The following is a 24,242-nucleotide window of genomic DNA, read 5'->3' as shown; positions in this document are numbered from 1 at the left end:
ACATGCAGAATCTGGCCTATCGGACGGGCAACAAGGTTGCCGACGTCCGGGAAACGGGGCGCCGGTTTTTCGATGAGCTGGCAAACCACGAGCCCGACCTCGCGAGGATCCTGGTCAGGGCGTCCACCGCTGGTGATCTCGCGTCCGGCTCCGAAGCCCGGGAAGACAACGATGCCTGACGATTTTCCGGCGCCCTTCGGGTCGTCCGAACGCCGGGGCGGCAAGTGCAGGAGCAAGCTCCTTGCACTTGCCGTTTTGGCGGCGCTCGCCCCCCTGCCGGCGCTGGCCCAGAAGGCGGAGAGGGACGAGGGCATTGGGAAAGGGGCGGTGAATGCTGTTACCCAACCGCTTACCGATCTCAACATCCGTACGAGGCAGATCCCGGCGGTCCTGGAGAAGGCCGCGATGGCGCCCTACGATCTCCCGCCCGACAGGACATGTGCCAACCTCCACGGGGACATCGGCCATCTCGACGAGGTTCTCGGACCCGATGTCGACGATCCCACCGATCAGGAAGGGCTGGTCAGCAAGGGACTTAAGTTCGGCGGAGACATATTGAGCGGGTTCATCCCGTTCAGGGGAGTGGTGCGGGAACTCTCCGGAGCGAACGCGGAACGGGCAAGGTGGGACACGGCGATCCATGCGGGAAGCGCGCGGAGGAGCTTCCTGAAGGGGTATGCCAAGGGGATCGGATGCGCCAGTCGGCAAGAGACGGCGATCCAGGCCGCTGAACAGGTCCTTGGCCTAGACAAAACAAGTGAGTGAATTGTCGCTCGACGGTGCCAGGATGGCGGCGAGCAATCCGCGCAGCCCCGGGACGGAACCGAGACCTTAGGCCTTCGAGAACAGAAGGTGGCGGAGACGGAGGGATTCGAACCCTCGGTACCCTGATAGAGTACGGTTCCTTAGCAGGGAACTGGTTTCAGCCACTCACCCACGTCTCCGGGCCCCGTGCGGCAGGCGGGCGCTATAGCGGCGGGGTGGGGGGGTCGCAAGGGTCCGTTTTGCGGGATTGAACGGAACGCTTCGTCGCAAATCGGATTCGCTTCGTCGCGCGTTCATTGCCGCTTCACCGCCGAAGGACTCTTCTTTGCACTGGACGCGTCCCGCACACGGGAATGGAGGGAAATCATGGCCTTGTTCCAGGCACTCGCACGGCGCGGCTGGATCGCCGCCCTCGGCGCCGCCGCTTTCGTCGCCGCACCCGCGGCGTCCCAGATCCAGACGATCGACCCCAACTCGGGGATCGACGCCGACCTTGCACAACCCGTCGAGAACCCGGGTGGGCCGGCACCCTATGACGGATCGGTCACCTACCAGGCGACCCCGCCGGCTGGCGCGCCGCCCGAACCGGCGCCGGAGTGGACCAACCCGGTCGTCACCAGCGCCGACGCATCGACCGCGGCGACGCAGGCGGCGGGAAATCCCGCGGTCGCTGCCGCGCAAGGCGATACCTACAAGAAGGACGACCTCATCGGCGCGGCGGAGGGCGTGTTCGGCAAGGGCGCCGAAGGCCTCGCACGGATGATCGAGGACCTGCTGGCCAAGCAGGGCGAACCCAATGCCTACATCGTCGGGCGCGAGGCGGGCGGCGCGTTCGTCGTCGGCGCGCGCTACGGCTCGGGCACGCTCCACCACAAGGTCGAGGGCGAACGCCCCGTTTACTGGACGGGCCCCTCGGTCGGCTTCGACGTGGGCGCAAACGCCGCCAATACCTTCGTTCTCGTCTACAATCTCTACGACAGCGAGGAACTCTACGAACGGTATCCCGCGGGCGAAGGCAACGCCTATGCGATCGGGGGACTGACCGCGTCATACCTGCGCAAGGGCGATGTCGTGTTGATTCCGATCCGCGTCGGGGCGGGGCTGCGGCTCGGCCTCAACGCGGGCTACATGAAGTTTTCGAAGAAGCAGCGCTGGCTCCCGTTTTGAGCCTGTAAGAAATTCTGCCCTTCGGATCGCGGGGGCCGCAACGGGAATGCCGTTGCGGCCCTTCGCGTATCGGCTAAAGCGGCGCCATGCTCGACCGTCTCGCCCCGCAGGCCCCCGACGCGCTGCTCGCGCTCATCAAGATGCACCGCGACGACCCGCGTACCGACAAGATCGACCTCGGCGTCGGGGTCTACCGGACCGGACAGGGCGACACGCCGGTGTTCGCGGCGATCAAGGCGGCCGAGCGCAAGCTCGTCGACGAGCAGGATTCGAAATCCTACCTCGGCCCCGAGGGGGACATGGGCTTTGTCGAGGCGCTGATGCCCCATGTCTTCGGGGAGGCGAACCCGACATTCGGCGGACGCATCGAGGGGATGCAGACCCCCGGCGGAACCGGCGCGGTCCGGCTTGCCGCGGCGCTCGCCAAGGCGGCCGGCGTGCGCCGCGTTCACATGGGCACGCCGAGCTGGCCCAACCACGCCCAGATCCTTGCCGATCTCGACCTCGAAGCCGCCGGCTTCCCTCACGCCTGTCCCGACGGCACCGCCGATCTCGAAGCCGTTCTTGGTGCGATCCGCGGTGCCGAGGCGGGCGACGCGGTCCTGCTCCACGGGTGCTGTCACAACCCGACCGGCATCGATTACACCCCTGAGCAATGGCGAGAGATCGCCGCCGCCCTGGCGGACAGCGCGGTGCTGCCCATCGTGGACGTCGCCTACCAGGGGCTCGGACACGGCATGGAGGATGACGCGTTCGGCCTGCGCGCCGTGCTTGCCGCAGTGCCCGAGGCACTGGTGGCCTACAGTTGCGACAAGAATTTCGGGCTCTATCGCGATCGCGTGGGCGCATTCTACGTCATGGCGCGAGAGGCTGGGCACCTGCCCGCCATCCTCTCGAACGCGGCGGCGCTGGCGCGAGCCAACTGGTCGATGCCGCCGGACCACGGCGCGGCGGCCGTACGGCTGGTCCTGCGCGATCCCGGCCTCAGCGTGCAATGGCTGGGCGAACTCGACACGATGCGCGCGCGGATGCGGCAGGTGCGCGACCGGCTTGCCGGCGCGGGCACCGCGGGCACGGTCGACCTGACGCCGCTGGGCATCCAGAACGGGCTGTTCTCGGTCCTTCCGCTGACAAAGGACCAGATCGCCGCGTTGCGGGACGATCACGGCATCTACATGGCCGGTTCGGGCCGGATCAACGTCGCGGGCCTCACCGAAGCCAATACCGACAGGTTCATTCGCGCTCTGGCCGAGGTGACCGCCTGACGGTGGGTGCGGCGTGCTGAACCGCCAGCCGGTGCTCGAGGGGGAGCGGCTGCTCCTGCGGCCGCTGCGTGCCGACGATTGGGAGAGCCTGTTCGCCGTCGCTTCCGATCGCGACCTGTGGGCCGGGCACCCCGCGCACGACCGCTGGCAGGAGCCGGTTTTTCGTGACTACTTCGACAATGCGCTGGCGAACGGTGGCGCGCTGGTGGCGATCGACAAGGCGAGCGGGGCGGTGATCGGCGCATCGCAGTTCTACGACTACCAGCACGACGAGGACCGCCGTGGCCCCTCGGTCGAGATCGGTTTCACCTTCCTCGCCCGATCGCATTGGGGCGGAGCATTCAATCGGGAAATGAAGCGGCTCATGCTCGCTCATGCGCTGGCGCAGGTCGGGTACGTGCGCTTCAGGATCGGCGAGACCAACCTGCGCTCGCGCCGGGCGATGGAGAAGATCGGCGGCCGCCTCACCGATCGTCGCCAGTCCGAGATGAAGGCCGGCCGGCCCAGCGTGAACGTCTATTACGAAATCGACCGCGACAGCTTTGCACGCGGACCTCTGTCCGCCTGACCGGTTGGCTTCAGGTGGCCGGAACGGCCCTGGTGTCCCGCTCGTCCCACGGCAGGTGCCGGTCGTCGATCGTGACCATGTTGTTGCTCTCGACCAGCACCGCGCGGGACTGGTAGCCGAGCAGCTGGTCGACCGGGATTTCGAGATTGCGGACGAGGATCTCGGTCTCCTCTGACGAGAAATCGGTCATTCCGCGCGCACGCTCGACGCCATCGCGATCGTATATGTGGACGACGTCGCCCTTCACGAACTTGCCTCGCACCTCGACCACGTCGCCGCGGTCGATCGGCCGCGTCCCGGTCGCGATCGCCTCGGCCCCGCTGTCGGTGACGACGATGCTGCCGGCCATCTGCAACCGGTTGGTCAGCCACGCCGCCCAGCTGTCGGTCGGCTCGCTGTGGGCGACGAAGGTGGTGCAGCGCCGCCTTCCCTTGAGTACCGAGGAGATGGGGGCCTCGGCTTCGCCGTTCGCGATCAGCGTGGTGCAGCCGGCGTTCTGCGCCATGTTGGCGGCCTGGATCTTGGTCAGCATGCCGCCGCTGCCGAGCGTGCTGATCCCGGTCGTCGCTTCGATGTATTCGCTCGCGTCGTCGACGATCTCGACGAACTTCGCGCCCGGCTCGTCGGGATTGCGGTCGTAGAGGCCGTCGACGCCCGTCAGGATGACGAGGTGGCGCGCCTCGATCATCTGCGCCACCTTGGCCGCCAGCCGGTCGTTGTCGCCGACGCGGATTTCCTCGGTGGTGATCGTGTCGTTCTCGTTGATGATGGGCACGATACCGGCCGCCAGCAGACGGTGGAGCGTGTTCTTGGTGTTGAGGAACCGGGCGTGGTCCTCGAAGTCGCCGAGCGTGACGAGCACCTGGGCGATGTCGAGACCGTGCTCGTGCCCGACCTGCTTGTAGGCATTGAGCAGCAGCGGCATCCCGCAGGCTGCCGCGGCCTGCTTGTCCCTCAAGCCTGCAGTCGCCGGGGTCACTCCGATCATGCGCATCCCCAGCGCGACCGCGCCCGAGGAACAGACGATGACTTCGTAACCCTCGTCGCGGAGCAGGGCGATGTCCTCGACCACGCGCTGCATGAACGCCCAGCGCACCATCAGTCTCTTTTCATCGGTGAGGAGACTGGATCCAAGTTTTATGACTATTCGTTTATCTGAAATCACAATTCGTCTTTCATTCTATCTGTAATTCGATTCAAAATTTGAGTTAGGCTGGCTGGCAATCCGTCAAACTTGACAGGCGCACCGCCATATGACAGGGGCCTGTAGACTGAAACGTTCCCTCAATGCAACGCGGGCGTCGCGACGTCATTGCGCGTCCGTGCGATCGAGTCGAATTTCGGCTTTTGATCCGGCGGGTTGAGCCAAGCCTTTCAATTCGCGCCGCGGTCGTCTGGCGACCCATTCGGGTGAAGCCGGATCGTTCCGCCTGACACCGATCTGTCAACGCCCCTCACCAGAACCCACACTCCCAGTCGATTAAGGACTTTCATGACACTTCTCACGGAAACCCGACCCGAAACCAGCGGCGCGACACCGGCCGACCAGGTCGCCCGGATGGGCGCGACCGCCAGGAATGCCACCCGCGCGCTCAACACCGCGACCACCGAGGCCAAGAACGCGGCCCTGATGGCCGCCGCTCGTGAGCTGCGCGACGCGACGGACCGGCTCGTCGCCGCCAACGAGGCTGACGTGGCCGCGGTTGGCAACAGCCGTCCGGCCTCGTTCATCGACCGGCTGCGGCTCGACGAGGAACGGATCGAGGCGATGGCCCGGGCCGTGGAGGACGTTGCCGCGCTGCCCGATCCCGTGGGCCGCGAACTCGCCTGTTTCGAACGGCCCAACGGCTTGCGCATCCGCCGGGTCGCGGTGCCGATCGGTGTAATCGCGATGATCTTCGAATCGCGTCCCAATGTCGCCGCCGACGCCAGCGCGCTGTGCCTCAAGTCAGGCAACGCGGTCATCCTTCGCGGCGGGTCGGAAAGCGCGCGTTCGACCGCGGCAATCATCGATTGCATGCGCAAGGGCCTTGAAGAAGCCGGGTTGCCGGTCGGCGCGGTGCAGGCCGTGCCCACCCGCGACAGAAAGGTCGTGGGTGAACTCCTGCGCGCGGTCGACACGATCGATCTCGTCATTCCGCGCGGCGGCCGGGGCCTGGTGGAACTGGTGCGCAACGAGGCACGCGTTCCCACGCTGCTCCACCTCGACGGGAACTGTCATACCTATGTCCACGAAGCGGCCGACGTGGATCAGGCGGTAGAGGTGATCCGCAATGCCAAGCTGCGCCGGACGGGCGTGTGCGGCGCGACCGAGAGCATCGTGATCGACCGCACAATCGCGGATGCCTTTCTGCCCGCGCTGGCCGACGCGATGTCCGATTGCGAATTGCGCGGGGACGAGCGGGCGCTCGCGATCGATCCGCGCCTCGTTCCCGCCAGCGCCGGGGATTGGGACACCGAGTACCTCGATGCGGTCGCCTCGGTGAAAATCGTCGACGGGATCGACGCGGCGCTGGATTTCGTATCGCAGCACTCATCGGGGCACACCGATGCGATTCTGACCCGCGACGAGGCGGCAGCAGGGCGCTTCATGTCCGAGATCGACAGCGCCGTCGTGATGCACAACGCCTCGACCCAGTTCTCCGACGGCGGGGAATTCGGCATGGGTGCCGAGATCGGCATCGCCACCGGCAAGCTCCATGCGCGCGGACCCGTTGGCCTCGAGCAACTCACCAGTTTCAAGTACCTCGTCGAGGGTCAGGGCCAGACGCGGCCCTGACCCCGGGGCGGGCAGGGCGGCCCATGCGAAAGCGGTGGCGGAGCATACGAAAAGGGCGGGCCGCGGCTTCCCCGCGACCCGCCCCGCTCGATGTCCTCCCTGGGGGAAGACCTCCGGAAAAGTGCCTCAGCGCGACCGGCGCTGGACCGGCATCTTCTCCGGTGCGATCGAGATCCGCTTCACTTCGCCCGAGCGGCCGGGGAAATCGGTGAACATCGCTTCGACCAGGTTGGGCACCAGGTACTGCAGGCGGTTGGAGGTCGACAGTGCCTCGGCCTTGCCCTCGAACAGACGCTGACCGGTCGCACGATTGTCGATCTTCATCTCGATCCCGCTGGTGTAGACGGTGTAGACGTCGAGCCCGTTGTCGAAGAACGGGTCGTAAAACCCGTAGCTCCACGGACCGCGGCCATAGAACCCCCGGCTGTACCCGCGGCCGTAGTACGGCCAGTATGCGCGGCGGCCGAACCCGTAACCGTACCACGGATCGTAGAACGGATCGTGGAACCCGGTGCGGCGAACCCGCTCGCGGCCCTTGTCGACGCCATAGTCGAAGCGAACGAGCAGGTCGGCGTTCTCGGGCGTGGCGGCCTGCGTGTAGCCCAGCCGGGTCATGTTGGCTTCGACGTAATCGGCATATTGCGCGAACTCGAGCCCTCCGGCGAGCGCGGGGTCCTCGGCCACCACCGCGAAGGTCTGGCCCTGCGGCGCCGGCATCGCGCTCTGAAAGCGCTCGACATCCGCCTTGAAGGGGGTCGCGCAGGCGGCCAGCGCACCGAGCGCGAGCGGCGCGGCGATCAGCTTCAGTGTGCGACCCCAGTTGGTCATAATGGACATGTGCGAAACCCTTCAAATTGCTATCGCAGCGGCGCGGCTCCGGACATTTCCGAAGACACGCAAGCTGTCATCGATGCGGCAGGGTGTAAAGCACGCGCGGTGAACCGAGTTTGAATGACGAGCTTAGCAATAGTTATGCCAAGTCGTTGGCCTAGCGGACGAGTCCGAGCGCCGAATAGGCGGCGTCGAGTGTCGGGCGGCCGATCTCGCGGGCTCGCGCCGCCCCGCGCGCGAGGATGGCGTCGAGCGCCTCGCGATCGTTCAGAAGTTCGACGAACCGGGTGGAGATCGGCCGCAGCGTCTCGACGAGCAACTCGCCGAGCGCCGGCTTGAACACGCCGAAGCCCTGGCCGCCGAACCGCGCCAGCACTTCTTCCGCGCTCTCGTTGGCGAGCGCGGCATAGATCGTCACCAGGTTCAGCGCCTCGGGCCGGTCCGCGAGGCCCGCCACTTCGGACGGCAGCGGTTCGGGGTCGGTCCTTGCCTTCTTCACCTTCTGCATGACGAGATCGGCGTCGTCGGCCAGGTTGATCCGCGCCATGTCGCTGGCGTCCGACTTGCTCATCTTCGCGGACCCGTCGCGCAGGCTCATGATCCGCGCCGCCTGCGGCGGAACGATCGGTTCGGGCAGGGTGAAGGTTTCGCCGAAGTCGTTGTTGAACTTCTGTGCGATGTCGCGCGCCAGTTCCAGATGCTGTTTCTGGTCCTCGCCCACGGGCACGTGCGACGCCTGGTAGAGCAGCACGTCGGCGGCCTGGAGAACCGGATAGGTGAACAGCGCGACCGACTGGCCTTCCCGGTTCTTTCCCGCCTTGTCCTTCCACTGCGTCATCCGGTTCAGCCAGCCCATCCGGGCGGTGCCCGCGAGCAGCCATTGTAGCTCGGCGTGGGCGGGAACCTGCGCCTGGTTGAACAGGATCGAACGGGCCGGGTCGATCCCGCAGGCGACGAGCGCCGCTGCCATCTCGAGCGTCGCGCGCTTGAGGTCGGCGGGGCCGTGCGGCTGGCTGATCGCGTGGAGATCGGCGAGGAAGAACAGGCACTGCGCGCCGTCCTCCATCTCGTCCTGCATCCGCACCCAGTTGCGGATCGCGCCCAGGTAGTTGCCGAGGTGGAGATTACCGGTCGGCTGGATGCCGGAAACGACGCGCATGGAACTGTCCTGGGAAATGAAAGCGTGGGTCAGGCCTGCCGGCGCCTTAGTCGCTCGATCGTCTGCTTGTCGAGGACCCCCAGAGCCATCGCCGTCAGGCCGAAGCTGGCAAGACCGGCGGCAATCACCGCGCCGATCGCCGCCGCGCGCTGGAGGATGCTGGCGCTGAACCACCCGTCGAGCGGGTCCATCAGGAACCACAACGCTGCGCCCATCACGATCGACGCGACGACGATCCGCGCGATGCGGCCCGCGATCCGCGCGGGCAGCCGGAAGAAGCCGCGCCGGGCGAGAATCGCGAACAGCAGCGACACGTTGCACCACGCGCCGATCGAACCCGCCACCGCGAGGCCAAGGACCCCGATGCGGGGGACCAGCAGGAAATTGAACGCGACGGTGATCACCAGGCTCGCCGCCGCCGTCATAACCGGCGTCCGGGTGTCCTTGCGGGCGAAGAAGTTGGGCGTGAGCACCTTGACCAGCACGTAGGCGGGAAGGCCGAGAACCAGCCCGCCGACGACCGTGCCGGTGATCAGCGCGTCCTCAACCGTGAAGGCGCCCCCGACGAAGAACACGCGGGTGAACGCGCTGCCCGTAATCGCCAGCGCAACCGCCGCCGGGACCGTCAGAAGCATCGCGAGTTCGATCGCGTTCGATTGCAGCCGCGCCGCCTCGTCGGCATCGTCGCGGGCGAGGAACCGCGACAGAGCGGGCAGGATCGCGGTCCCCAGCGCGATGCCGATGATGCCTAGCGGCAACTGGTTCCAGCGGTCGGCCATCGCGAGATACGTGTAGCTGCCGTCGGGCAGCGTCGAGAGAAAGAACAGGTCGATGAAGCGGGCGATCTGGTAGACCCCGGCGCCGAACACCGCCGGAACGACCAGCACGCCAAGCTCCTTCACCCCGGCGGTCAACCGCGGCAGCTTCAACGACAGCTGGAAGCCCGCGCGCCGCATCCAGAACACCAGCCACAGCAGTTGCAGCAGGCCCGAGGCCGAGACTGCGACCGCGAGCCAGAACCCGGTCGCCATGCGCGTCGCGATGCTGTCGGGCTGGATCACACCCCAGGTCAGGGCGGTGAGAAGGCAGAGGTTGAGGAGGATCGGAGCGGCGGCCGCGGCAGCGAAACGCGACAAAGAGTTGAGCACCGCCGCGCACAGTGTCGCGAGGCTCATGAACAGGAGGTAGGGAAACGTGATCCGCGCCATCAGCACCGCGTGGTCGAACAACGCCGGATCGGCATCCATCCCCTCGTTGGCGAAAAGGCCCGCGATCCACGGCATGAAAACCAGCGCGAGCGCGCCGAACACGATCAGCACCGGGACGAGGAGGGCGAGCACGTCTTCTGCGAAGCGGCGCGCGTCGCCCACGTCGCCGTCGGACGTCATCCGCCGGTTGAACAAGGGAACAAACGCGCTGGCAAAGGCACCTTCCGCGAACAGGCGGCGAAAGATGTTCGGCAGCTGGAACGCGAGTTGCCAGGCGTCGGCCACGCCGCCCGCGCCGAGCACGCGGGCGAGCAGCATGTCGCGCACGAAGCCGAAAACCCGGCTGACCGCAGTCAGGCCGCCGATCGTGCTGACGTTCTTGACGAGACTCATCGCCGGAAACTCGGTCGTCCGGGCAATGAAGGAACGGTCGTCAGGCCTCGCCGGCGGGCGGCGGCGGGACCTGGCCGCCAGCAGCGGCCTCTTCCTCGGCCTTGCGCTGGAGCTGCTGAAGGTACAGCCCGTTGAAGTCGATCGGATCGATCATCATCGGCTGGAAGCCGAGGTCGCGCGTGGCGTCGGCGATCACCCGCCGGGCGAACGGGAACAGGATCCGCGGCGCCTCGGCATACAGGAACGCGTGGGCGTGTTCGTCGGGGAGGTTGCGCATGCCGATCAGGCCGCAATAGGCCAGTTCGACGAGATAGAGATCGCCCTCGTCGGCCTTGGCCGTCAGCTTGATCTTGAGTTCGACCTCGCTGACTTCTTCGCTCACCGGCTCGGCGGCGATGTTGAACTGCAGGTCGATGTTCGGCGCGCTTTGCCACTGGAAGCACGCGGGGGCGTTGGGATTCTCGACCGAGAGATCCTTGACGTACTGCGAGATGATCCCCGCAACCGGCTGGTTGTCGGCGCCGTTGCCGAGCGCTTCTGTGTCCATGTTGAGGTCGGTGAGAACGTCGCCTTCGTCGGCCATGATGATCGGGTATCCTGCTGGTTGGGGGCGGGCCGCCAAGGGGGCCCACCGCATATTCGAGCGCGCGCCTAGCACCGCGCGCGGCCTGCCGCAACGGCGCACCCGAATGCCCCGCCCGTGCGTTGTTCGTTTGTATTTAGTCCCTATCTAGGGCACGATTGGACCATGGACGGACGGCGGAACCACGCGCCGCGTCCTCTCGAACGTAGAAACGGACTGACCAGGTGATACTCCAGATCGTCATCCTCGCCATGATCGCGGCCTTTCTCGGCCTGCGCCTCTACTCGGTGCTCGGACGACGCGCGGAGCACGAGGAGCAGCCCGAGCCGAGCCGGTTCGAAGCGCCGGACGCGCTTAAGCCGGCGGCCGTGCAGCCGCGCCCCGCGCAAGTCGCGCGTCCCGCGGCCCTCGAAGGCGCGGTTCCCGCGGTCGAGCGCGGCGTGCGCGAGATCGCGGCCGCCGACCGCCGGTTCGACGTGACCGGTTTCGTCGAGGGTGCCAAGGCGGCCTACGCGATGGTGCTCGAAGCCTTCTGGCAAGGCGATCGCGACACTCTGAGAGAGCTGTGCGACGACGATGTCTACGCCGGGTTCGACGCCGCGATTGCCGCGCGCGAGGCAGCGGGGGAGACTCTCGACAACCGCCTCGTGCGGATCGAGGACGCGACGATCGACATGGCCGAACTCGTCGGCAAGACCGCGCGCGTCCGCGTGCGTTTCGTCGCCGATATCGCCGCGGTGACGCGCGACAAGGACGGCATCGTGGTCGCCGGATCGCTCGACGACGCGATCGAGGCGCGCGATCTGTGGACTTTCAAGCGCGACGTGCGCGAGGCCGACCCGCACTGGCTGCTCGACGAGACCGACGAGGGCTGAGCTCGCCCTGCCACTCGGCCCCCGGGGCCGAGGCAGCAGAATGTGTTGGATTTTCTTGCTGCCTCGGTAAGCATTGGACGATGCAGTTTCGCCTCAACATTCTCGCCATTTTGCTCGCTTTCGCGCTGGCGGGATGCCGGATGATCCCCGACGCGGGCCTTCCGTCATCCGCCCCCGCACCCGCGTCGGTGCCGGTCGCCGCCAACGCTCTGAGCGCGGGATTGGTCGCGGGGCCGGCGATCGGTTCGCTTGGGATCGCCCCCGCCGATGCCGCCGGGGCGCTCGTCTCGTTTCGCGAATCGTGCCCCCGGCTGCTCGCCCGCACCGACGCCAGCGGGCTGACCAGCAACAATCAGTGGGAAGCGGCCTGCACCGCCGCGCGCGGATGGGGCGCTGGAGGGAGCGGAGGCGATGCGCTCGCCTTCTTCGACCGCTATTTCGAGACTGCGCGCGTCGGCGACGGTGCCGCCTTCGCGACCGGCTACTACGAGCCCGAGATTGCCGGCAGCCGGACCCGCCGGGCGGGCTTCGACGTGCCGGTATATGCGCTTCCGCCGGAACTCGAGCGCGGATGGTGGGAAGAGACGCCGGAAAACGAGCGCACCGGCCGCCAGCAGCTTGGCCGCCGCGATGCGGCAGGACGATTCGTGCCCTACTATGAACGCGCCGAGATCGAGGCGGGCGCGCTCGCGAACAGGGGTCTCGAGATCGCCTGGGCAGCCGACCCGGTCGAGTTTTTCTTCCTCCAGATTCAGGGTTCGGGGCGCCTGCGCGATCCCGAGGGGAGGGTCATGCGCATCGGCTACGCGGGTCAGAACGGGCGCGAGTACGTCGGCATCGGCAAGGTGATGCGCGAGCGCGGGCTGATCGGTGAGGGTACGCCCTATCCTACATCGATGCAGGGCATCATGGCGTACCTCCGCGCGCACCCGGAGCAGGGCCGGGCGATCATGAACGAGAACAAGAGCTGGGTGTTCTTCAAGGAGCTGACCGGCGACGGTCCGCTTGGCGCGCTCGGCGTGCCGGTGCGGCGGGAAAGCTCGGTCGCCGCCGACCCGGCTTTCGTGCCGCTTGGCGCGCCGGTCTGGCTGCGGATGGATCGGGGCGAGGCGTCGGGCCTGTGGATCGCCCAGGATACCGGCGGCGCCATAAAGGGGCCCAATCGCTTCGACACGTTCTGGGGCGCGGGCGAGGATGCGCGGACGATAGCGGGCGGCATGAGCGCGCGCGGGCAGGCGCTGCTCCTGCTTCCCAAGGGTACGGTCGCACGCCTGAAGACGCGGTGACGGCCCGGTGAAGCCGCCGCGTGGCCTCACCGCCGAGGAAGCCGACGCGTGGGCAAGGGTGGCTGCGACCGTCGCGCCGCTTCGGCCCCCGGGCGTATCGAGGAAGGTCCCTGACGCGCCTCAAGTCAAGGGCGATCGCGCCGCGCCTTCCGCGCCGACCCCGTTGTCGCCGGGGCGCCGGGCAGTTCGCGCGCCGGTCTCTCCGCCGCCGCCGCCGCCGGGCCGCGGGCGGGAAGAGCCGACGCTCGATTCGCACTGGGATCGCCGGTTTCGCGCCGGGGCGATCGATCCCGACCTGACGCTCGACCTGCACGGTCACTCGCTCGACACCGCCTACGCCCGGTTGATGGACGGGATCGCGCAGGCCCGCGCGATGGGGGCCCGGGTGGTCCTGCTGATCGCCGGAAAGTCCCGGCCCGTCGAACACGCCGACCGCGCGGACCGCCGGGGCGCGATACGGGCCAAGGTCCTCGACTGGCTTGCCGCATCGAGCCACGCCCCGGCGATTGCCGCGATCCGCAAGGCCCACGTCCGGCACGGCGGCGAGGGCGCGCTCTACATCGTCCTCAAGCGGGTCCGGTGAGAAAGGTATCGCGGTCCCGCCAAGTGGCAGTTCAGCCGCCCCGCGCGCCGTAGGTCCAGGCGAAGGGCCCTGAAAAGCTGAGGATCGGCGTGTAATCGGCGATCGCTTCCTGGCCGAGCACCTTGTCGGTCCGGTTGTCGAGGACGAGCAGCCGGCCGTGGCGGCTGACGGCAAGGACCGCATGTTCGATCTTTCTTCTGTCGTGCAGGAGCACGAGGTACATGTCGTCGGCGGGGACACCCAGCGCCAGCAACAGTCCCATCTTCGCGAGCGCGAAATCCTCGCAATCTCCGTACGCGCGCCGAAGCGTGTGCGAAGCCGGCGACCATTCGTCGCCGGCCGCGTCGTCGCGGTAGCGCACGTGCCAGTTGACCCACTGGTTGACCATCCGAACGGGATCGGCCGCGGGCAGCCGCCGGACTTCGGAGACCAGTTCGTCCCACGGCCCCGGTTCGTCTGCAAGGCTGGACAGGCGCGCAGCATTCCACTTCGCCGAAGGCGGCGCACTGCCGATCGGCACCGCGACCATCGAGAAGAGGCTTGGAGCCGGCGGGCGGCGGAGAGGGGGCACCGCCTCGTACTCGCATGACCGGTCCGCGTCGGGATCGGGCGGCAGGGTGAAGAGTGCGCCGGTCGTGGGCATAATGTAGCCGCTCGTCTCGGGGGTGCATCGGATATCTGCGGGGGCGACTGCGGCCTCGTCCCACGCAGGCGGAGACGATCCGGCGTCCTGCGCCATCGCGGGCTCCGCGGCCGCGAACGCGGCGATGGCGAGCGCCACTGTCGTCAGAAAAGTCACGCAGTCCGGCCCGTCGCCCGTTGCCCCGATGGTTCCGCGAGGATGAAGAAAGTGGCGAGGGCCGGCAATCGGGGCCGGCTCGGTTCGACTCGCATCAGGCACCGCGCGCCGCACCAGCCGCCGGGCTACCGGACGCGGACAGGCTCGAACGCAGGCTGCGGGTCCGGATGCGGTTGCAGCGAAGGGCGCGATTCGCGCATCAGGGCCATCGCGCAAAGGCCGATCGCGGTGGCCGCAAGGACGTACCACGCGGGCGCCATCGGATCGCCGGTCACGTCGGTCAGCCAGGCGATCACGAACTGGGTCGAGCCGCCGAAGACGGAAATGGCTATGGCATAGACGAGCGCCAGCGCGCCCGAGCGGACGCGGCGCGGCAGCCCCTCGGTCAGCGCGATGAAACCCGCCGTCATCCCCATCGTCAGGAAGAAGCGCAGGCCGAACGCGACCGTGTAGAGGACGCCTTCGGACGGACTGGCGTTGAGCCACCAGAACGAGGGCATGATCATCGCCAGCGACAGCGCCATCGGTGCCAGCATGACCGGGCGCCGTCCCAGGCGATCGGCCGCGATGCCGCCGGCGATCGCGCCGAGCGTGTAGGCCAGTCCTCCCGCGACGGTCGCGCCGAGCGAGATGTCTGCCGGCAGACCCAGGACCGACTGCGCGTAGGTGGTGAGGTAGGTCATGACGTAGGTCGCGATGGTCCCCGCCAGCAGGATGAAGAAGCCCAGCACCACGATCCGCCGATAAGGCGCGATGTCGGCTTCGGTCACGGCAGCGGCGGGCGGCAGCGTCTCCTCGAGCGAGCGGCGCAGCACGAGTCCGACGGGGACGATCAGCGCGCCCAGCGCCAGCGCGATCCGCCAGCCATACTGCGTCAGCCCGGCGTCGCTGAACGACTTGGCTACGATCACGCCGACGATGCCCGAGGCGAGGATCGCCGCGCCCTGGCTCACGAACTGCAGCGAGATGTAGCGGCCGCGTTTGTCGGCCGGACCGGCCTCGGCCAAGAAGGCGCTGCTCGGCCCCACCTCGCCGCCGAGCGCGAAACCCTGGACCAGCCGCCCGATGATCACGAGCACCGGTGCGGCGACCCCGATCGCGGCATAAGACGGGACAAGCGCGAGCGCGAGGCTCGACACCCCGATCAGCGCAAACGACAGCAGCATCGCCGGCTTGCGGCCCGCCCGATCTCCGAAGCGGCCGATTGCCCAAGCGCCCAGGGGCCGCGTCAGGAACCCGGCGCCGAATGTCGCCAGAGCGGCGAGAAGGCTGTTGATCGGGTCGGTCGAGGGAAAGAACGTCTCCCCGATCTGGATCGCGAAGAAGCTGAAGATCATGAAGTCGTAGAATTCGAGCGCGTTGCCGAGCGCCACGGCACCCAGTTGCTTCCTGCTCGGTGGCGCCCTCCCGGGCTCACCCGTCGCGTCCATCGCCGCCCCCTGCCGCGTGCTTGCGCGGGCGAGTGTGACAGGCAGGCACGCAAAAGCAAAGGGCCACCGGCAGCGTCGCTGCCGGTGGCCCCTGCGATAAGGCGTCCGCCTTACTTGTGGTACTTGGCGTAGGTAAGGTCGAAGCGATCTGCGTTCATGACCTTGGTCCAGGCCTTCACGAAGTCCTTCACGAACTTCTCCTCGTTGCCGTTCTCGGCATAGACCTCGCCCACGGCGCGCAGCTCGGAGTTCGAACCGAAGATCAGGTCGGCGCGGGTGGCGTGCCACTTCGTGCTGCCGTCCTTGCGATCGGTGGCGATGTACTCTTGGTCGCTGTCGTCGGTCGCCTTCCAGACGTTCGTCATGTCGTAGAGGTTGACGAAGAAGTCGTTGGTCAGCTGTCCCGAACGCTTGGTGAAGTGGCCGTGGCCACGCTCGCCGTGGTTGGCACCGAGCACGCGAAGGCCTCCGACCAGCACGACCATCTCGGGTACCGAGAGGCCGAGAAGGCTGGCGCGGTCGAGCATCATCTCCTCGACCTTCACCGCGAGCTTCTTCTTGCCCACGTAGTTGCGGAAGGCATCGGCCTCCGGCTCCATGACCGCGAAGCTGTCGACGTCGGTCTGGTCCTGCGTCGCGTCGCCGCGGCCGCCGGTAAACGGCACCTCGACCGAGAAGCCGGCGTCCCTGGTCGCCTTCTCGAGCCCGACCACGCCGCCGAGCACGATTGCGTCGGCAAGGCTCATCTCGCCGCGCAGGCCGTCGAGCGTGTCGATGACCTTGGCGAGCATCTCGGGCTCGTTGACTTCCCAGTTCCGCTGCGGCTCGAGCGCGACGCGCGCGCCGTTGGCCCCGCCGCGGAAGTCGGACTTGCGGTAGGTCGAGGCAGAGGCCCACGCAGTCTTGATCAGCTGGCTGACCGTCAGCCCGCTGTCGGCGATCTTCGCCTTCACCTCAGACACGAGCGCGTCAGACGGCATGGTGCCGGCCGGCACCGGGTCCTGCCAGATCAGGTCCTCCTCGGGAACCTCGGGGCCGAGATAACGGATCTTGGGGCCCATGTCGCGGTGGGTCAGCTTGAACCACGCGCGGGCGAAGGCGTCCTTGAACGCCTCGTGGTCATTACGGAACTTCTCGCTGATCTTGCGGAACTCGGGATCGCGCTTCAGCGCCATGTCGGCGGTTGTCATCATCGTCGGGACCTTCTTGGTCGGGTCCCAGGCCGCCGGGGCCATGTCTTCTTCCTTCTGGTCGATCGGCTGCCACTGGAAAGCGCCGGCGGGCGACTTCACCAGCTCGTAGTCGTAGTCGAGCAGCAGGCGGAAATAGTTCTCGCTCCACTCCTTGGGCGTGTTGGTCCACGCGCCCTCGATGCCGCTGGTCACGGTATGCTCGCCAATGCCGCCATGCTCTTCCCCCGAGACCCAGCCGAAGCCCTGGGCCACGAGGTCGCCGCCAGCCGGCGCCGCGCCGAGCGTGCTCGGATCGCCGTTGCCGTGCGCCTTGCCGAAGGTGTGCCCGCCGGCGGTCAGCGCGACGGTCTCTTCGGCGTCCATCGCCATGCGCGCGAATGTTTCCTTCATGTCGCGCGCCATACCCTCGTCGTCGTGCGGGTTGCCGCCCGGTCCTTCGGGATTGACGTAGATCAGGCCCATCTGGATCGCGGCGAGCGGTCCTTCGAGTTCGTGCATGCCGTGATCGGGCGCGATGCGGGTCTGCACGCCCTCGTTCACCCACTTGTCTTCCGAGCCCCAGTAGATGTCGCGCTCGGGCTCGTAGACGTCGGGCCGGCCGCCGCCGAAGCCGAAGGTCGGCCCGCCCATGCTCTCGATGGCGACGTTGCCGGCGAGGATGAAGAGGTCGGCCCACGAGATGTTGCGGCCGTACTTCTGCTTGATCGGCCACAGGAGGCGCCGCGCCTTGTCGAGGTTGCCGTTGTCGGGCCAGCTGTCGAGCGGGGCGAAACGCTGCTGCCCGCTGTTGGCGCCCCCGCGGCCGTCGGCGGTGCGATAGGTGCCCGCCGCGTGCCACGCCATGCGGATGAAGAACGGGCCGTAATGGCCGTAGTCGGCCGGCCACCACGGCTGGCTGTCGGTCATCAGGTCGGTGAGGTCCTGCTTCAGCGCCTTGTAATCGATGGCGTTGAACGCCTCGGCGTAATCGAAGTCCTCGCCATACGGGTTGGTCGGTCCGTTGGGATTGAGGATCTCGGTGGCGAGCATCTCGGGCCACCAGTCCTTGTTCGTGCGGCCGAGCAGCGCGCGAACGCCCCCGTCGCCGTGCCCCATCGGGCAGCCGCCCTCGATCGATCCTGTCTTGGCGTCCATGGTTCGGTCTCTCCTGTCTGCGTGTCTGGTGGGCGCGACTCATGCCGCGCGAATAGGCTGGTGCCATCCTAGCAATCGGCACCGTGCGCGGGAAACGCGATGACTCGATAAGGTTGAGCGAATAAATCAATCACCCGCGATTGATTGTCTGGATCGATTAGCGCGATCGACCGTATCATGTCCTTGCGCGTTGCACGAAGGGTACCAGACAGGGCTTGGCGCGCCGCAGCGTTGTGCTAATGCAAGCCTTTAGCAACAAGGAAATTCATTCATGCGCAAATTCGTCGTCTCCTCGCTCATGGCCGCTTCGGCCGCGCTGCTGTCCGCCTGTTCGGGCGGGACCGACGAGGCTCCGGCCGAGGGTGAATCCGCGCCCTCCGCGCCCACCGAAGCCGCCGCAGCCGCGCCGGCGGCGCCCACCATCATCGACGCCAACACCGCGACCGAGCAGCAGCTCGCCGGCCTGCCCGGGATGACTCCCGAGATCGCCGCCGCTCTCGTCGCCGCGCGCCCCTATGCCGACGTGGTCGCGTTCGAGGCCGCGCTGCGCAAGACCATGGCGCCCGAAGCCGCCAAGAGCGCACTGACCAATGTGTTCGTGCCGGTGAACCTCAACACCGCCAGCGAGGATGCGATCAAGCTGATCCCCGGCATGACGCCCAAGATGGTCCACGAGTTCCTCGAGTACCGGCCTTACGAGGACATGGCGGAGTTCGACCGCGAAATCGGCAAGTACGTCGACGAGGCCGAAGTCGCGCGCCTGCGCGCCTACGTCACCCTCTGACGCCTGCCCTGCCGATATTGCAGCGCGATCCTGGCTCCCTCGATCAGGGCCAGGATCGCGACGTGCAGCCAAGCGGTGAACGGGTCGAATGCAGTCAGCACCCAGTGTGCGAAGACTAGCAGTGCGGCCGGGTAGACCAGCCGGTGCAGTGATTTCCACGCTCTTTTGAACGCCCGCACCGAGGCGTCGTTCGAGGTGGCGGCAAGCGGCGCAAACAGCGCCAGCGCCAACCATCCCGTCAAGAGGTCCGCACCGCCCGCCTGATCGAACACGACGGCGAGCGAGGCCTTGTCCGCTAGATAGATCCCCGTGTGGGCGGCAGCGTACGCGAAGCTCGCCACGCCGAGATCGCGGCGGCGCAGCAGCAGCCAGCGGGTAAGCGGGCGCATGCCCAGCGCCAGCCGCAGCGGCGTCACCGCCAGTGCCGCCAGGAGCAGCCACGCGGCCCAGTCCCCGCTGTCCCTGATCGCGTGGCCGAACCCGTAGGTCTCGGGCGTCGCCAGCCAGCGCCAGCCGATCCACGCCCCCGGCAGCGCGAGCGCGACCCAGAGCAGCAGGCGCGCCCCGCCGATCCGCTTCATCCGGTCACCCCAAGCGCGCCCGCGCCGTCACCCGCACTGGGCGCGGTGCAGCAGCTTGTGGTCGGCGAGCACCAACGCCATCATCGCGGCGACCACCGGCGTGCCGCGGATGCCGACGCAGGGGTCGTGCCGACCCCTGGTGCGAATCTCGGTCGCATTGCCCGCACTGTCGATCGTCTCGACCGGGGTGAGGATCGAGGAGGTCGGCTTGAACGCGACCCGGCAGACGACCGGCTGGCCGGTGCTGATCCCGCCCGCGATGCCGCCGGCGTGGTTCGCCGTGAACTCGGGGCCGCCCTCTCCCGGTCGCATGGGGTCGGCGTTGGTCTCGCCGGTCAGGCGCACGGCGGCGAACCCGTCGCCAATCTCGACCGCCTTGACCGCGTTGATCCCCATCATCGCGCCCGCGAGGTCGGCGTCGAGCTTGGCGTAGACCGGCGCGCCCCAACCGGCGGGGACGCCGTGCGCGGCGCATTCGACCACCGCGCCGAGCGACGAGCCGGCAAGGCGGGCCTCGTCCACCAGCGCCTCCCAGCGCTTCGCCGCAGCGGCGTCGGGGCACCAGAACGGGTTTTTGCCAACCTCGGCCATGTCCATCGCCGACCGGTCGATGCCGTCGCCGCCAATCTCGACGACGTAGGCCTCAATCCGCACTTCGGGGATTACCAGCCGCGCGACCGCGCCCGCCGCGACCCGTGCGGCAGTCTCGCGCGCCGACGAGCGCCCGCCGCCGCGATAGTCGCGAAAACCGTACTTGGCGTCGTAGGCATAGTCGGCGTGGCCGGGGCGATAGGCCTTGGCGACTTCCGAATAATCCTTCGATCGCTGGTCGACGTTCTCGATCATCAGGCTGATCGGCGTCCCGGTGGTGCGGCCTTCGAACGTGCCTGACAGCAGTCGCACCGCGTCGGGTTCCTGCCGCTGGGTAGTGAACCGGCTGGTCCCCGGCCGCCGCGCGTCGAGCCATGGCTGGATGTCGGCCTCGCTCAGCTCAAGGCCAGGCGGGCACCCGTCGACCACCGCGCCCAGCGCCGGCCCGTGGCTTTCGCCCCACGTGGTCATCCGCAGCACGCGGCCGAAGGTGTTCCAGCTCATGCGCCGAACCGATGCCGCAACTGTGGGGCCAAGTCCATCGGCGCTTCCCAAACGCTTTCTTGCGCGCCAAGAACAAACCATGATTGCGAAGCTGCGCGGGATACTCGACGAAACCGGCGCCGACTGGGCGGTGATCGACGTCGCGGGCGTGGGCTACCTCGTCCACTGCTCGTCGAAGACGCTCGCTGCGCTGGGCGAAACCGGCGAGGCGTGCACGGTTTTCACCGACCTGCAGGTCAGCGAGAACGACATGCGCCTGCTCGGCTTTGCCGTGGCGGGAGAGCGCGACTGGTTCCGCCTGCTGACGCAGGTGCAGGGCGTGGGCAGCAAGGTCGCGCTGGCGATCCTATCGGCGCTGTCGCCCGACGAGCTGCAACGCGCCTGCGCCGCGCAGGACGCTGCCAGCGTGGCCCGCGCGCAAGGGGTAGGACCGAAGCTCGCGGGCCGCATTGTCAACGAGCTGAAGGACAAGGCGGGGGCGCTGCCCTTGAGCGGCGGCGTCGGCGCGCCACTGCCGCAGGGCGGGGCGAGCGCGGATGCGGTCAGCGCGCTCCAGAACCTCGGCTTCAAGCCCGCCGTCGCTGCGCAGGCCGTCGCCCGCGCGCTCGACGAGCTGGGCGAGGACGCGCAGATCAATACCCTTATCCGAGAGGCTCTCAAGCATGCTTCGAAATAGCCTAATCGCGCTTGCGGCGATCGTGCTGGGCGTTGCCCGGCCTTCGGCGGCGCAGGATTTCTCCGCGTTTCACGAAGGACCCATCTTCACGGAATTCGGTGCGGTCGCACGTGTCGATCCCGACGTCGACGTGCCTGCCAACATGCGCTTCAGTGTTGCCTTCGACGTGGTTGAACCGGCAGGCGAGAGCAGCATTAACCGATCGGTCGACACTGCCGCGCGCTTCGTCAACATGCACGTCCTGCACGGCGTTCCGCAGGAGAACATCGAGGTCGCGCTTGTCGTCCATGGCAAGGCGAGCTTCGACGTCATGAATCGGGAAGCATATGCCGCGCGCTTCGCCGGGCGAGACAACCTCACGTCCGCGGCTCTTGAAGAAATGATGGCTAAAGGCGTTAAGGTCTACGTCTGCGGGCAGAGCGCCAAGGCACACGGTATCGTAAAGGAAGACCTCGTTCCCGGTGTGCAGGTGACGATTTCCGCGATGACAGCGCACGCAATGCTTCAGCAGCAGGGCTTTACGCTCAATCCTTTCTGATGACCGATCCCGCTCCCCTTCATGCCCCCCAGCGCCAGCCGGAAGACCCGGACGCTGCGCTGCGTCCCAAGTCGCTCGGCGAGTTCGTCGGGCAGGAGGCGGCGCGCGAGAACCTGCGCGTGTTCGTCGATGCCGCCAGGGCGCGGGGAGAGGCGATGGATCACGTGCTGTTCTTCGGGCCGCCCGGGCTGGGCAAGACGACGCTTGCGCAGATCGTCGCGCGCGAGCTTGGCGTGGGATTCCGCGCCACCAGCGGGCCGGTGATCGGCAAGGCGGGCGACCTTGCCGCGCTGCTGACCAACCTCGAGGCGAACGGCGTCCTGTTCATCGACGAGATCCACCGCCTCAACCCGGTGGTCGAGGAGGTGCTCTACCCCGCGATGGAGGACCGCGCGCTCGACCTCATCATCGGCGAGGGACCCTCGGCACGCTCGGTGCGGATCGACCTGCCGCCGTTCACGCTGATCGGCGCGACAACGCGGCAGGGGCTGCTGACCACGCCCTTGCGCGACCGGTTCGGCATCCCGGTGCGGCTCAATTTCTATACAATCGAGGAGCTCGAGCGGGTGGTGACGCGCGGCGCGGGCCTGCTCGGCCTGCCGCTGGGCCCGGGCGGAGCGCGCGAGATCGCGCGCCGCAGCCGGGGCACCCCGCGCGTCGCGGGCCGGCTGCTGCGCCGGGTGAGGGACTTCGCCCACGTGGCGGGCGACGTTTCGGTCACCGCCGCGATCGCCGATGCCGCGCTGACCCGGCTGGAGATCGACAACCTCGGCCTCGACGCGATGGACCGGCGCTACCTCCGGATGATCGCGGGCACGTACAAGGGCGGGCCGGTGGGGGTGGAAACGCTGGCGGCGGGCCTGTCGGAACCGCGCGACACGATCGAGGAAGTGATCGAACCCTACCTCATCCAGCTCGGCCTCGTCGCGCGCACTGCGCGCGGGCGCTGCCTTAACGACGTGGGCTGGCAGCACCTCGAGATGCAGCCGCCCGCGGGAAGCCAGGGCGGGCTGTTCGAGCCAGGCGCTAAGTGATTCGCGGCTGACGCGGTGCCGGCCGCGCGCCGCCCCGCGGTCGGGCGGACACCGTTAACGGCGTTAACCAGTCGGTTCCGTTCTGGGACATTCCCGCCGTCTCTTCCCTGCGGGTGACGGGAAATCGACCAGCGGGACGGAAAAACCTGGTTAACGCGATTGCCGCGAAGGGGAAGCTGCCGTTTGCTCGGTATCACAGGGGCAAGTTCCGGCCGGACCCGCCGACGGAAAATTCCCCGCAAGGCAAACGAGAGTACAGCCCATGTCGGTCAAGATGGCCCTGGCGAAACTGTCTGCAACCGCTGCCGGTACCGCGCTGCTCGCGGGAGGGGCGGTCCACGTCGCCGAGACGCAGGCCGCGCAGAAGTCGGTCAAATCGGTGAAGTCGGTGAAGACGCAGCCGGCCAAGCCCGTGACCCGTCGACCGGTTGCGCAGCGGCATATTCCCAAGACCCCCCAGCGCCAGCGGCGCATCGTTCGGCGCGAGGTGGAATGCGTCCCTGCCGGACCGGGCGTGCCGGTCGGGCCCGCGATGCATGGTGCCCCGATGCGCGGTCCCGCGGGCGACGCGGACGAATGCCCGCCGACCTATCGGTACGCGATGGCACCCGTTCCGCTTCCGCCTCCGCCCCAGGCGCCGATCGGCGGCGGCAGCGGCGGCGGGGTTACCGTCATCGGCGGCAGCGGCGGTTTCGGCGGGTTCGGCGGGGGCTTCTTCGGCGGATTCTTCGGCGGCGGATCGAGCGGCGGGAGCGTGGTCGTCAGCTCGACCACGACCGGCTCCAGCTCTGGCAGCTCGAGCTCGTCGGGCGGGATCAACATCGACATCGACAACTCGAACAACGGCGGGTCGACATCGAGTTCCACGGGCGGCTTCACGTCGACCTCGACGGGTGGATCGTCCTCGACCTCCACCGGGGGGTTCACTTCGACTGGCGGATCGTCCTCGACCTCGACCGGCGGTCTGACGAGCACCACGTCGTCGAGTTCGGGCAACGTCAGTTCGACCAGCAGTTCGGGCAACGTGAGTTCCACCAGCAGTTCCGGCAACGTGAGCTCGACCTCGGGGAACGTGTCGTCCAGCTCGGGCAACGTGTCATCCAGTTCCGGCGCGGTGACGAGCTCCTCGTCGACCTCGACCTCGTCGGGCAGCGTTACCAGCTCCTCGGGCAACTTCTCAAGTTCGTCGAGTTCGGGCGATGTCTCGTCGTCGAGTTCGGGCAACGTGTCGTCGTCCACCTCGACTTCGGGCAACGTGTCTACCTCGACCAGTTCGTCGACCTCGGGCAACGTGTCGACCAGCACCTCGACCTCGGGCAACATCACCAGCAGCACCTCGACCTCGTCCTCGAGCTCGTCGTCGTCGAGCAGCAGCTCGTCCTCGAGTTCATCGAGCAGCTCGTCCTCGAGCACGAGCGGGTCGAGCAGCGGCACCCCGATCCCGGCGCCCCCGATGATGGTACTGTTCGGCGCGGCTGCCGTGGCGGCGCTCACCCGGCGCCGCAGGAAGGTCAAG

The 24,242-nt window shown here is 67.7% G+C and carries 24 protein-coding genes and 1 tRNA gene; 13 read left to right on the top strand and 12 right to left on the bottom strand.

Translation table 11 applies throughout. The annotated features are described in order from the left end of the window. Positions 1-2: 2 nt before the first annotated feature. Together ACPV3N_RS06310 and ACPV3N_RS06305 are read left to right on the top strand one after the other, a co-directional pair. Positions 3-179, top strand: coding sequence for a hypothetical protein (locus tag ACPV3N_RS06310; protein WP_440115817.1), 177 nt, complete (start codon positions 3-5; stop codon positions 177-179). After that, positions 172-765, top strand: a complete 594-nt coding sequence (locus tag ACPV3N_RS06305) for a hypothetical protein (protein ID WP_440115815.1) — start codon at positions 172-174, stop codon at positions 763-765. Before ACPV3N_RS06310 ends, ACPV3N_RS06305 begins: the two co-directional genes overlap by 8 nt. An 88-nt stretch (positions 766-853) precedes the next feature. On the opposite strand, the gene ACPV3N_RS06300 is transcribed toward ACPV3N_RS06305, so the two are convergent. After that, positions 854-944: transfer RNA gene (locus ACPV3N_RS06300), tRNA-Ser, on the bottom strand. Between the two features lie 187 nt (positions 945-1,131). Here ACPV3N_RS06300 and ACPV3N_RS06295 point away from each other — a divergent pair. The 3 genes from ACPV3N_RS06295 to ACPV3N_RS06285 all read left to right on the top strand — a co-directional run bounded on the left by ACPV3N_RS06295 (position 1,132) and on the right by ACPV3N_RS06285 (position 3,765). Continuing rightward, entirely contained in the window at positions 1,132-1,932 is an 801-nt protein-coding gene (locus ACPV3N_RS06295) for a DUF1134 domain-containing protein (RefSeq protein ID WP_440115813.1), read from the top strand. Between the two features lie 86 nt (positions 1,933-2,018). Beyond that, positions 2,019-3,197: an amino acid aminotransferase gene (locus ACPV3N_RS06290; protein ID WP_440115811.1), complete on the top strand. Its 1,179-nt coding sequence runs from the start codon at positions 2,019-2,021 to the stop codon at positions 3,195-3,197. 13 nt (positions 3,198-3,210) lie between these two features. Then, positions 3,211-3,765, top strand: coding sequence for a GNAT family N-acetyltransferase (locus ACPV3N_RS06285; RefSeq protein ID WP_440115809.1), 555 nt, complete (start codon positions 3,211-3,213; stop codon positions 3,763-3,765). 10 nt (positions 3,766-3,775) lie between these two features. Here ACPV3N_RS06285 and proB read toward each other — a convergent pair whose 3' ends face one another. Then, complete coding sequence (gene proB, locus ACPV3N_RS06280; protein ID WP_440115807.1) at positions 3,776-4,930, bottom strand: glutamate 5-kinase; 1,155 nt, start codon at positions 4,928-4,930, stop codon at positions 3,776-3,778. Between the two features lie 327 nt (positions 4,931-5,257). On the opposite strand from proB, the gene ACPV3N_RS06275 reads away from it, so the two are divergent. Continuing rightward, entirely contained in the window at positions 5,258-6,544 is a 1,287-nt protein-coding gene (locus ACPV3N_RS06275) for a glutamate-5-semialdehyde dehydrogenase (protein WP_440115805.1), read from the top strand. Positions 6,545-6,670: 126 nt separating this feature from the next. On the opposite strand, the gene ACPV3N_RS06270 is transcribed toward ACPV3N_RS06275, so the two are convergent. The 4 genes from ACPV3N_RS06270 to secB form a co-directional block, all read right to left on the bottom strand. Beyond that, entirely contained in the window at positions 6,671-7,372 is a 702-nt protein-coding gene (locus ACPV3N_RS06270; protein WP_440117454.1) for a DUF4136 domain-containing protein, read from the bottom strand. A 160-nt stretch (positions 7,373-7,532) separates the two neighbouring features. Next, positions 7,533-8,534 (bottom strand): tryptophan--tRNA ligase, encoded by a 1,002-nt coding sequence (gene trpS, locus ACPV3N_RS06265; RefSeq protein ID WP_440115803.1) that lies wholly within the window; start codon positions 8,532-8,534, stop codon positions 7,533-7,535. Positions 8,535-8,563: 29 nt separating this feature from the next. Further along, the gene (gene murJ / locus ACPV3N_RS06260) at positions 8,564-10,135 is read right to left on the bottom strand and encodes a murein biosynthesis integral membrane protein MurJ (RefSeq protein ID WP_440115801.1); all 1,572 of its coding nucleotides are present in this window, start codon (positions 10,133-10,135) and stop codon (positions 8,564-8,566) included. Positions 10,136-10,175: 40 nt separating this feature from the next. Further along, positions 10,176-10,718: a protein-export chaperone SecB gene (gene secB / locus ACPV3N_RS06255; protein WP_440115799.1), complete on the bottom strand. Its 543-nt coding sequence runs from the start codon at positions 10,716-10,718 to the stop codon at positions 10,176-10,178. A 224-nt stretch (positions 10,719-10,942) separates the two neighbouring features. Here secB and ACPV3N_RS06250 point away from each other — a divergent pair, with 224 nt between their 5' ends. From ACPV3N_RS06250 to ACPV3N_RS06240, 3 genes are all read left to right on the top strand, one after another. Then, the gene (locus ACPV3N_RS06250) at positions 10,943-11,593 is read left to right on the top strand and encodes a Tim44/TimA family putative adaptor protein (RefSeq protein WP_440115797.1); all 651 of its coding nucleotides are present in this window, start codon (positions 10,943-10,945) and stop codon (positions 11,591-11,593) included. 80 nt (positions 11,594-11,673) lie between these two features. Next, on the top strand, positions 11,674-12,879 hold the full coding sequence (gene mltA / locus ACPV3N_RS06245; RefSeq protein ID WP_440115795.1) for a murein transglycosylase A: 1,206 nt from the start codon (positions 11,674-11,676) through the stop codon (positions 12,877-12,879). A gap of 7 nt (positions 12,880-12,886) precedes the next feature. Beyond that, positions 12,887-13,462 carry a Smr/MutS family protein gene (locus tag ACPV3N_RS06240; RefSeq protein ID WP_440115793.1) on the top strand — a complete coding sequence of 192 codons (576 nt, stop codon included), beginning with the start codon at positions 12,887-12,889 and terminating at the stop codon, positions 13,460-13,462. Positions 13,463-13,493: 31 nt separating this feature from the next. Here ACPV3N_RS06240 and ACPV3N_RS06235 read toward each other — a convergent pair whose 3' ends face one another. The 3 genes from ACPV3N_RS06235 to katG form a co-directional block, all read right to left on the bottom strand. Next, positions 13,494-14,261, bottom strand: a complete 768-nt coding sequence (locus tag ACPV3N_RS06235; RefSeq protein ID WP_440115791.1) for a transglutaminase-like cysteine peptidase — start codon at positions 14,259-14,261, stop codon at positions 13,494-13,496. Between the two features lie 125 nt (positions 14,262-14,386). Continuing rightward, on the bottom strand, positions 14,387-15,691 hold the full coding sequence (locus ACPV3N_RS06230) for an MFS transporter (RefSeq protein ID WP_440115789.1): 1,305 nt from the start codon (positions 15,689-15,691) through the stop codon (positions 14,387-14,389). 110 nt (positions 15,692-15,801) lie between these two features. Then, entirely contained in the window at positions 15,802-18,018 is a 2,217-nt protein-coding gene (gene katG, locus ACPV3N_RS06225; protein ID WP_440115787.1) for a catalase/peroxidase HPI, read from the bottom strand. Positions 18,019-18,289: 271 nt separating this feature from the next. Here katG and ACPV3N_RS06220 point away from each other — a divergent pair, with 271 nt between their 5' ends. Then, positions 18,290-18,802 (top strand): ComEA family DNA-binding protein, encoded by a 513-nt coding sequence (locus tag ACPV3N_RS06220; RefSeq protein WP_440115785.1) that lies wholly within the window; start codon positions 18,290-18,292, stop codon positions 18,800-18,802. Here the strand turns inward: ACPV3N_RS06220 and ACPV3N_RS06215 are convergent. Then, positions 18,787-19,383, bottom strand: coding sequence for a ferric reductase-like transmembrane domain-containing protein (locus ACPV3N_RS06215; RefSeq protein ID WP_440115783.1), 597 nt, complete (start codon positions 19,381-19,383; stop codon positions 18,787-18,789). The two genes, ACPV3N_RS06220 and ACPV3N_RS06215, sit on opposite strands and share 16 nt — an antisense overlap. A 27-nt stretch (positions 19,384-19,410) precedes the next feature. Next, positions 19,411-20,478 (bottom strand): chorismate synthase, encoded by a 1,068-nt coding sequence (gene aroC, locus ACPV3N_RS06210; RefSeq protein WP_440115781.1) that lies wholly within the window; start codon positions 20,476-20,478, stop codon positions 19,411-19,413. Positions 20,479-20,557: 79 nt separating this feature from the next. Here aroC and ruvA point away from each other — a divergent pair, with 79 nt between their 5' ends. Genes ruvA through ruvB form a run of 3 tightly spaced genes read left to right on the top strand, consistent with a single transcriptional unit; the run spans position 20,558 to position 22,726 of the window. Continuing rightward, positions 20,558-21,154 carry a Holliday junction branch migration protein RuvA gene (gene ruvA / locus ACPV3N_RS06205; protein ID WP_440115779.1) on the top strand — a complete coding sequence of 199 codons (597 nt, stop codon included), beginning with the start codon at positions 20,558-20,560 and terminating at the stop codon, positions 21,152-21,154. Further along, on the top strand, positions 21,141-21,692 hold the full coding sequence (locus ACPV3N_RS06200) for a DsrE family protein (protein ID WP_440115777.1): 552 nt from the start codon (positions 21,141-21,143) through the stop codon (positions 21,690-21,692). Before ruvA ends, ACPV3N_RS06200 begins: the two co-directional genes overlap by 14 nt. After that, a complete protein-coding gene (ruvB, locus tag ACPV3N_RS06195; RefSeq protein ID WP_440115775.1) occupies positions 21,692-22,726 on the top strand; it encodes a Holliday junction branch migration DNA helicase RuvB in 1,035 nt (344 codons plus the stop codon). Before ACPV3N_RS06200 ends, ruvB begins: the two co-directional genes overlap by 1 nt. Before the next feature lie 588 nt (positions 22,727-23,314). On the opposite strand, the gene ACPV3N_RS06190 is transcribed toward ruvB, so the two are convergent. Continuing rightward, on the bottom strand, positions 23,315-24,220 hold the full coding sequence (locus ACPV3N_RS06190; RefSeq protein WP_440115773.1) for a hypothetical protein: 906 nt from the start codon (positions 24,218-24,220) through the stop codon (positions 23,315-23,317). Positions 24,221-24,242: the final 22 nt, after the last annotated feature.

The sequence above is a fragment of the Tsuneonella sediminis genome (genome assembly GCF_051912845.1).
In the GTDB taxonomy this organism is placed as follows: domain Bacteria; phylum Pseudomonadota; class Alphaproteobacteria; order Sphingomonadales; family Sphingomonadaceae; genus Tsuneonella; species Tsuneonella sediminis.
The sequence above is the reverse complement of the archived record's forward strand: the minus strand, read 5'-3'. Positions and strand labels throughout refer to the sequence as shown.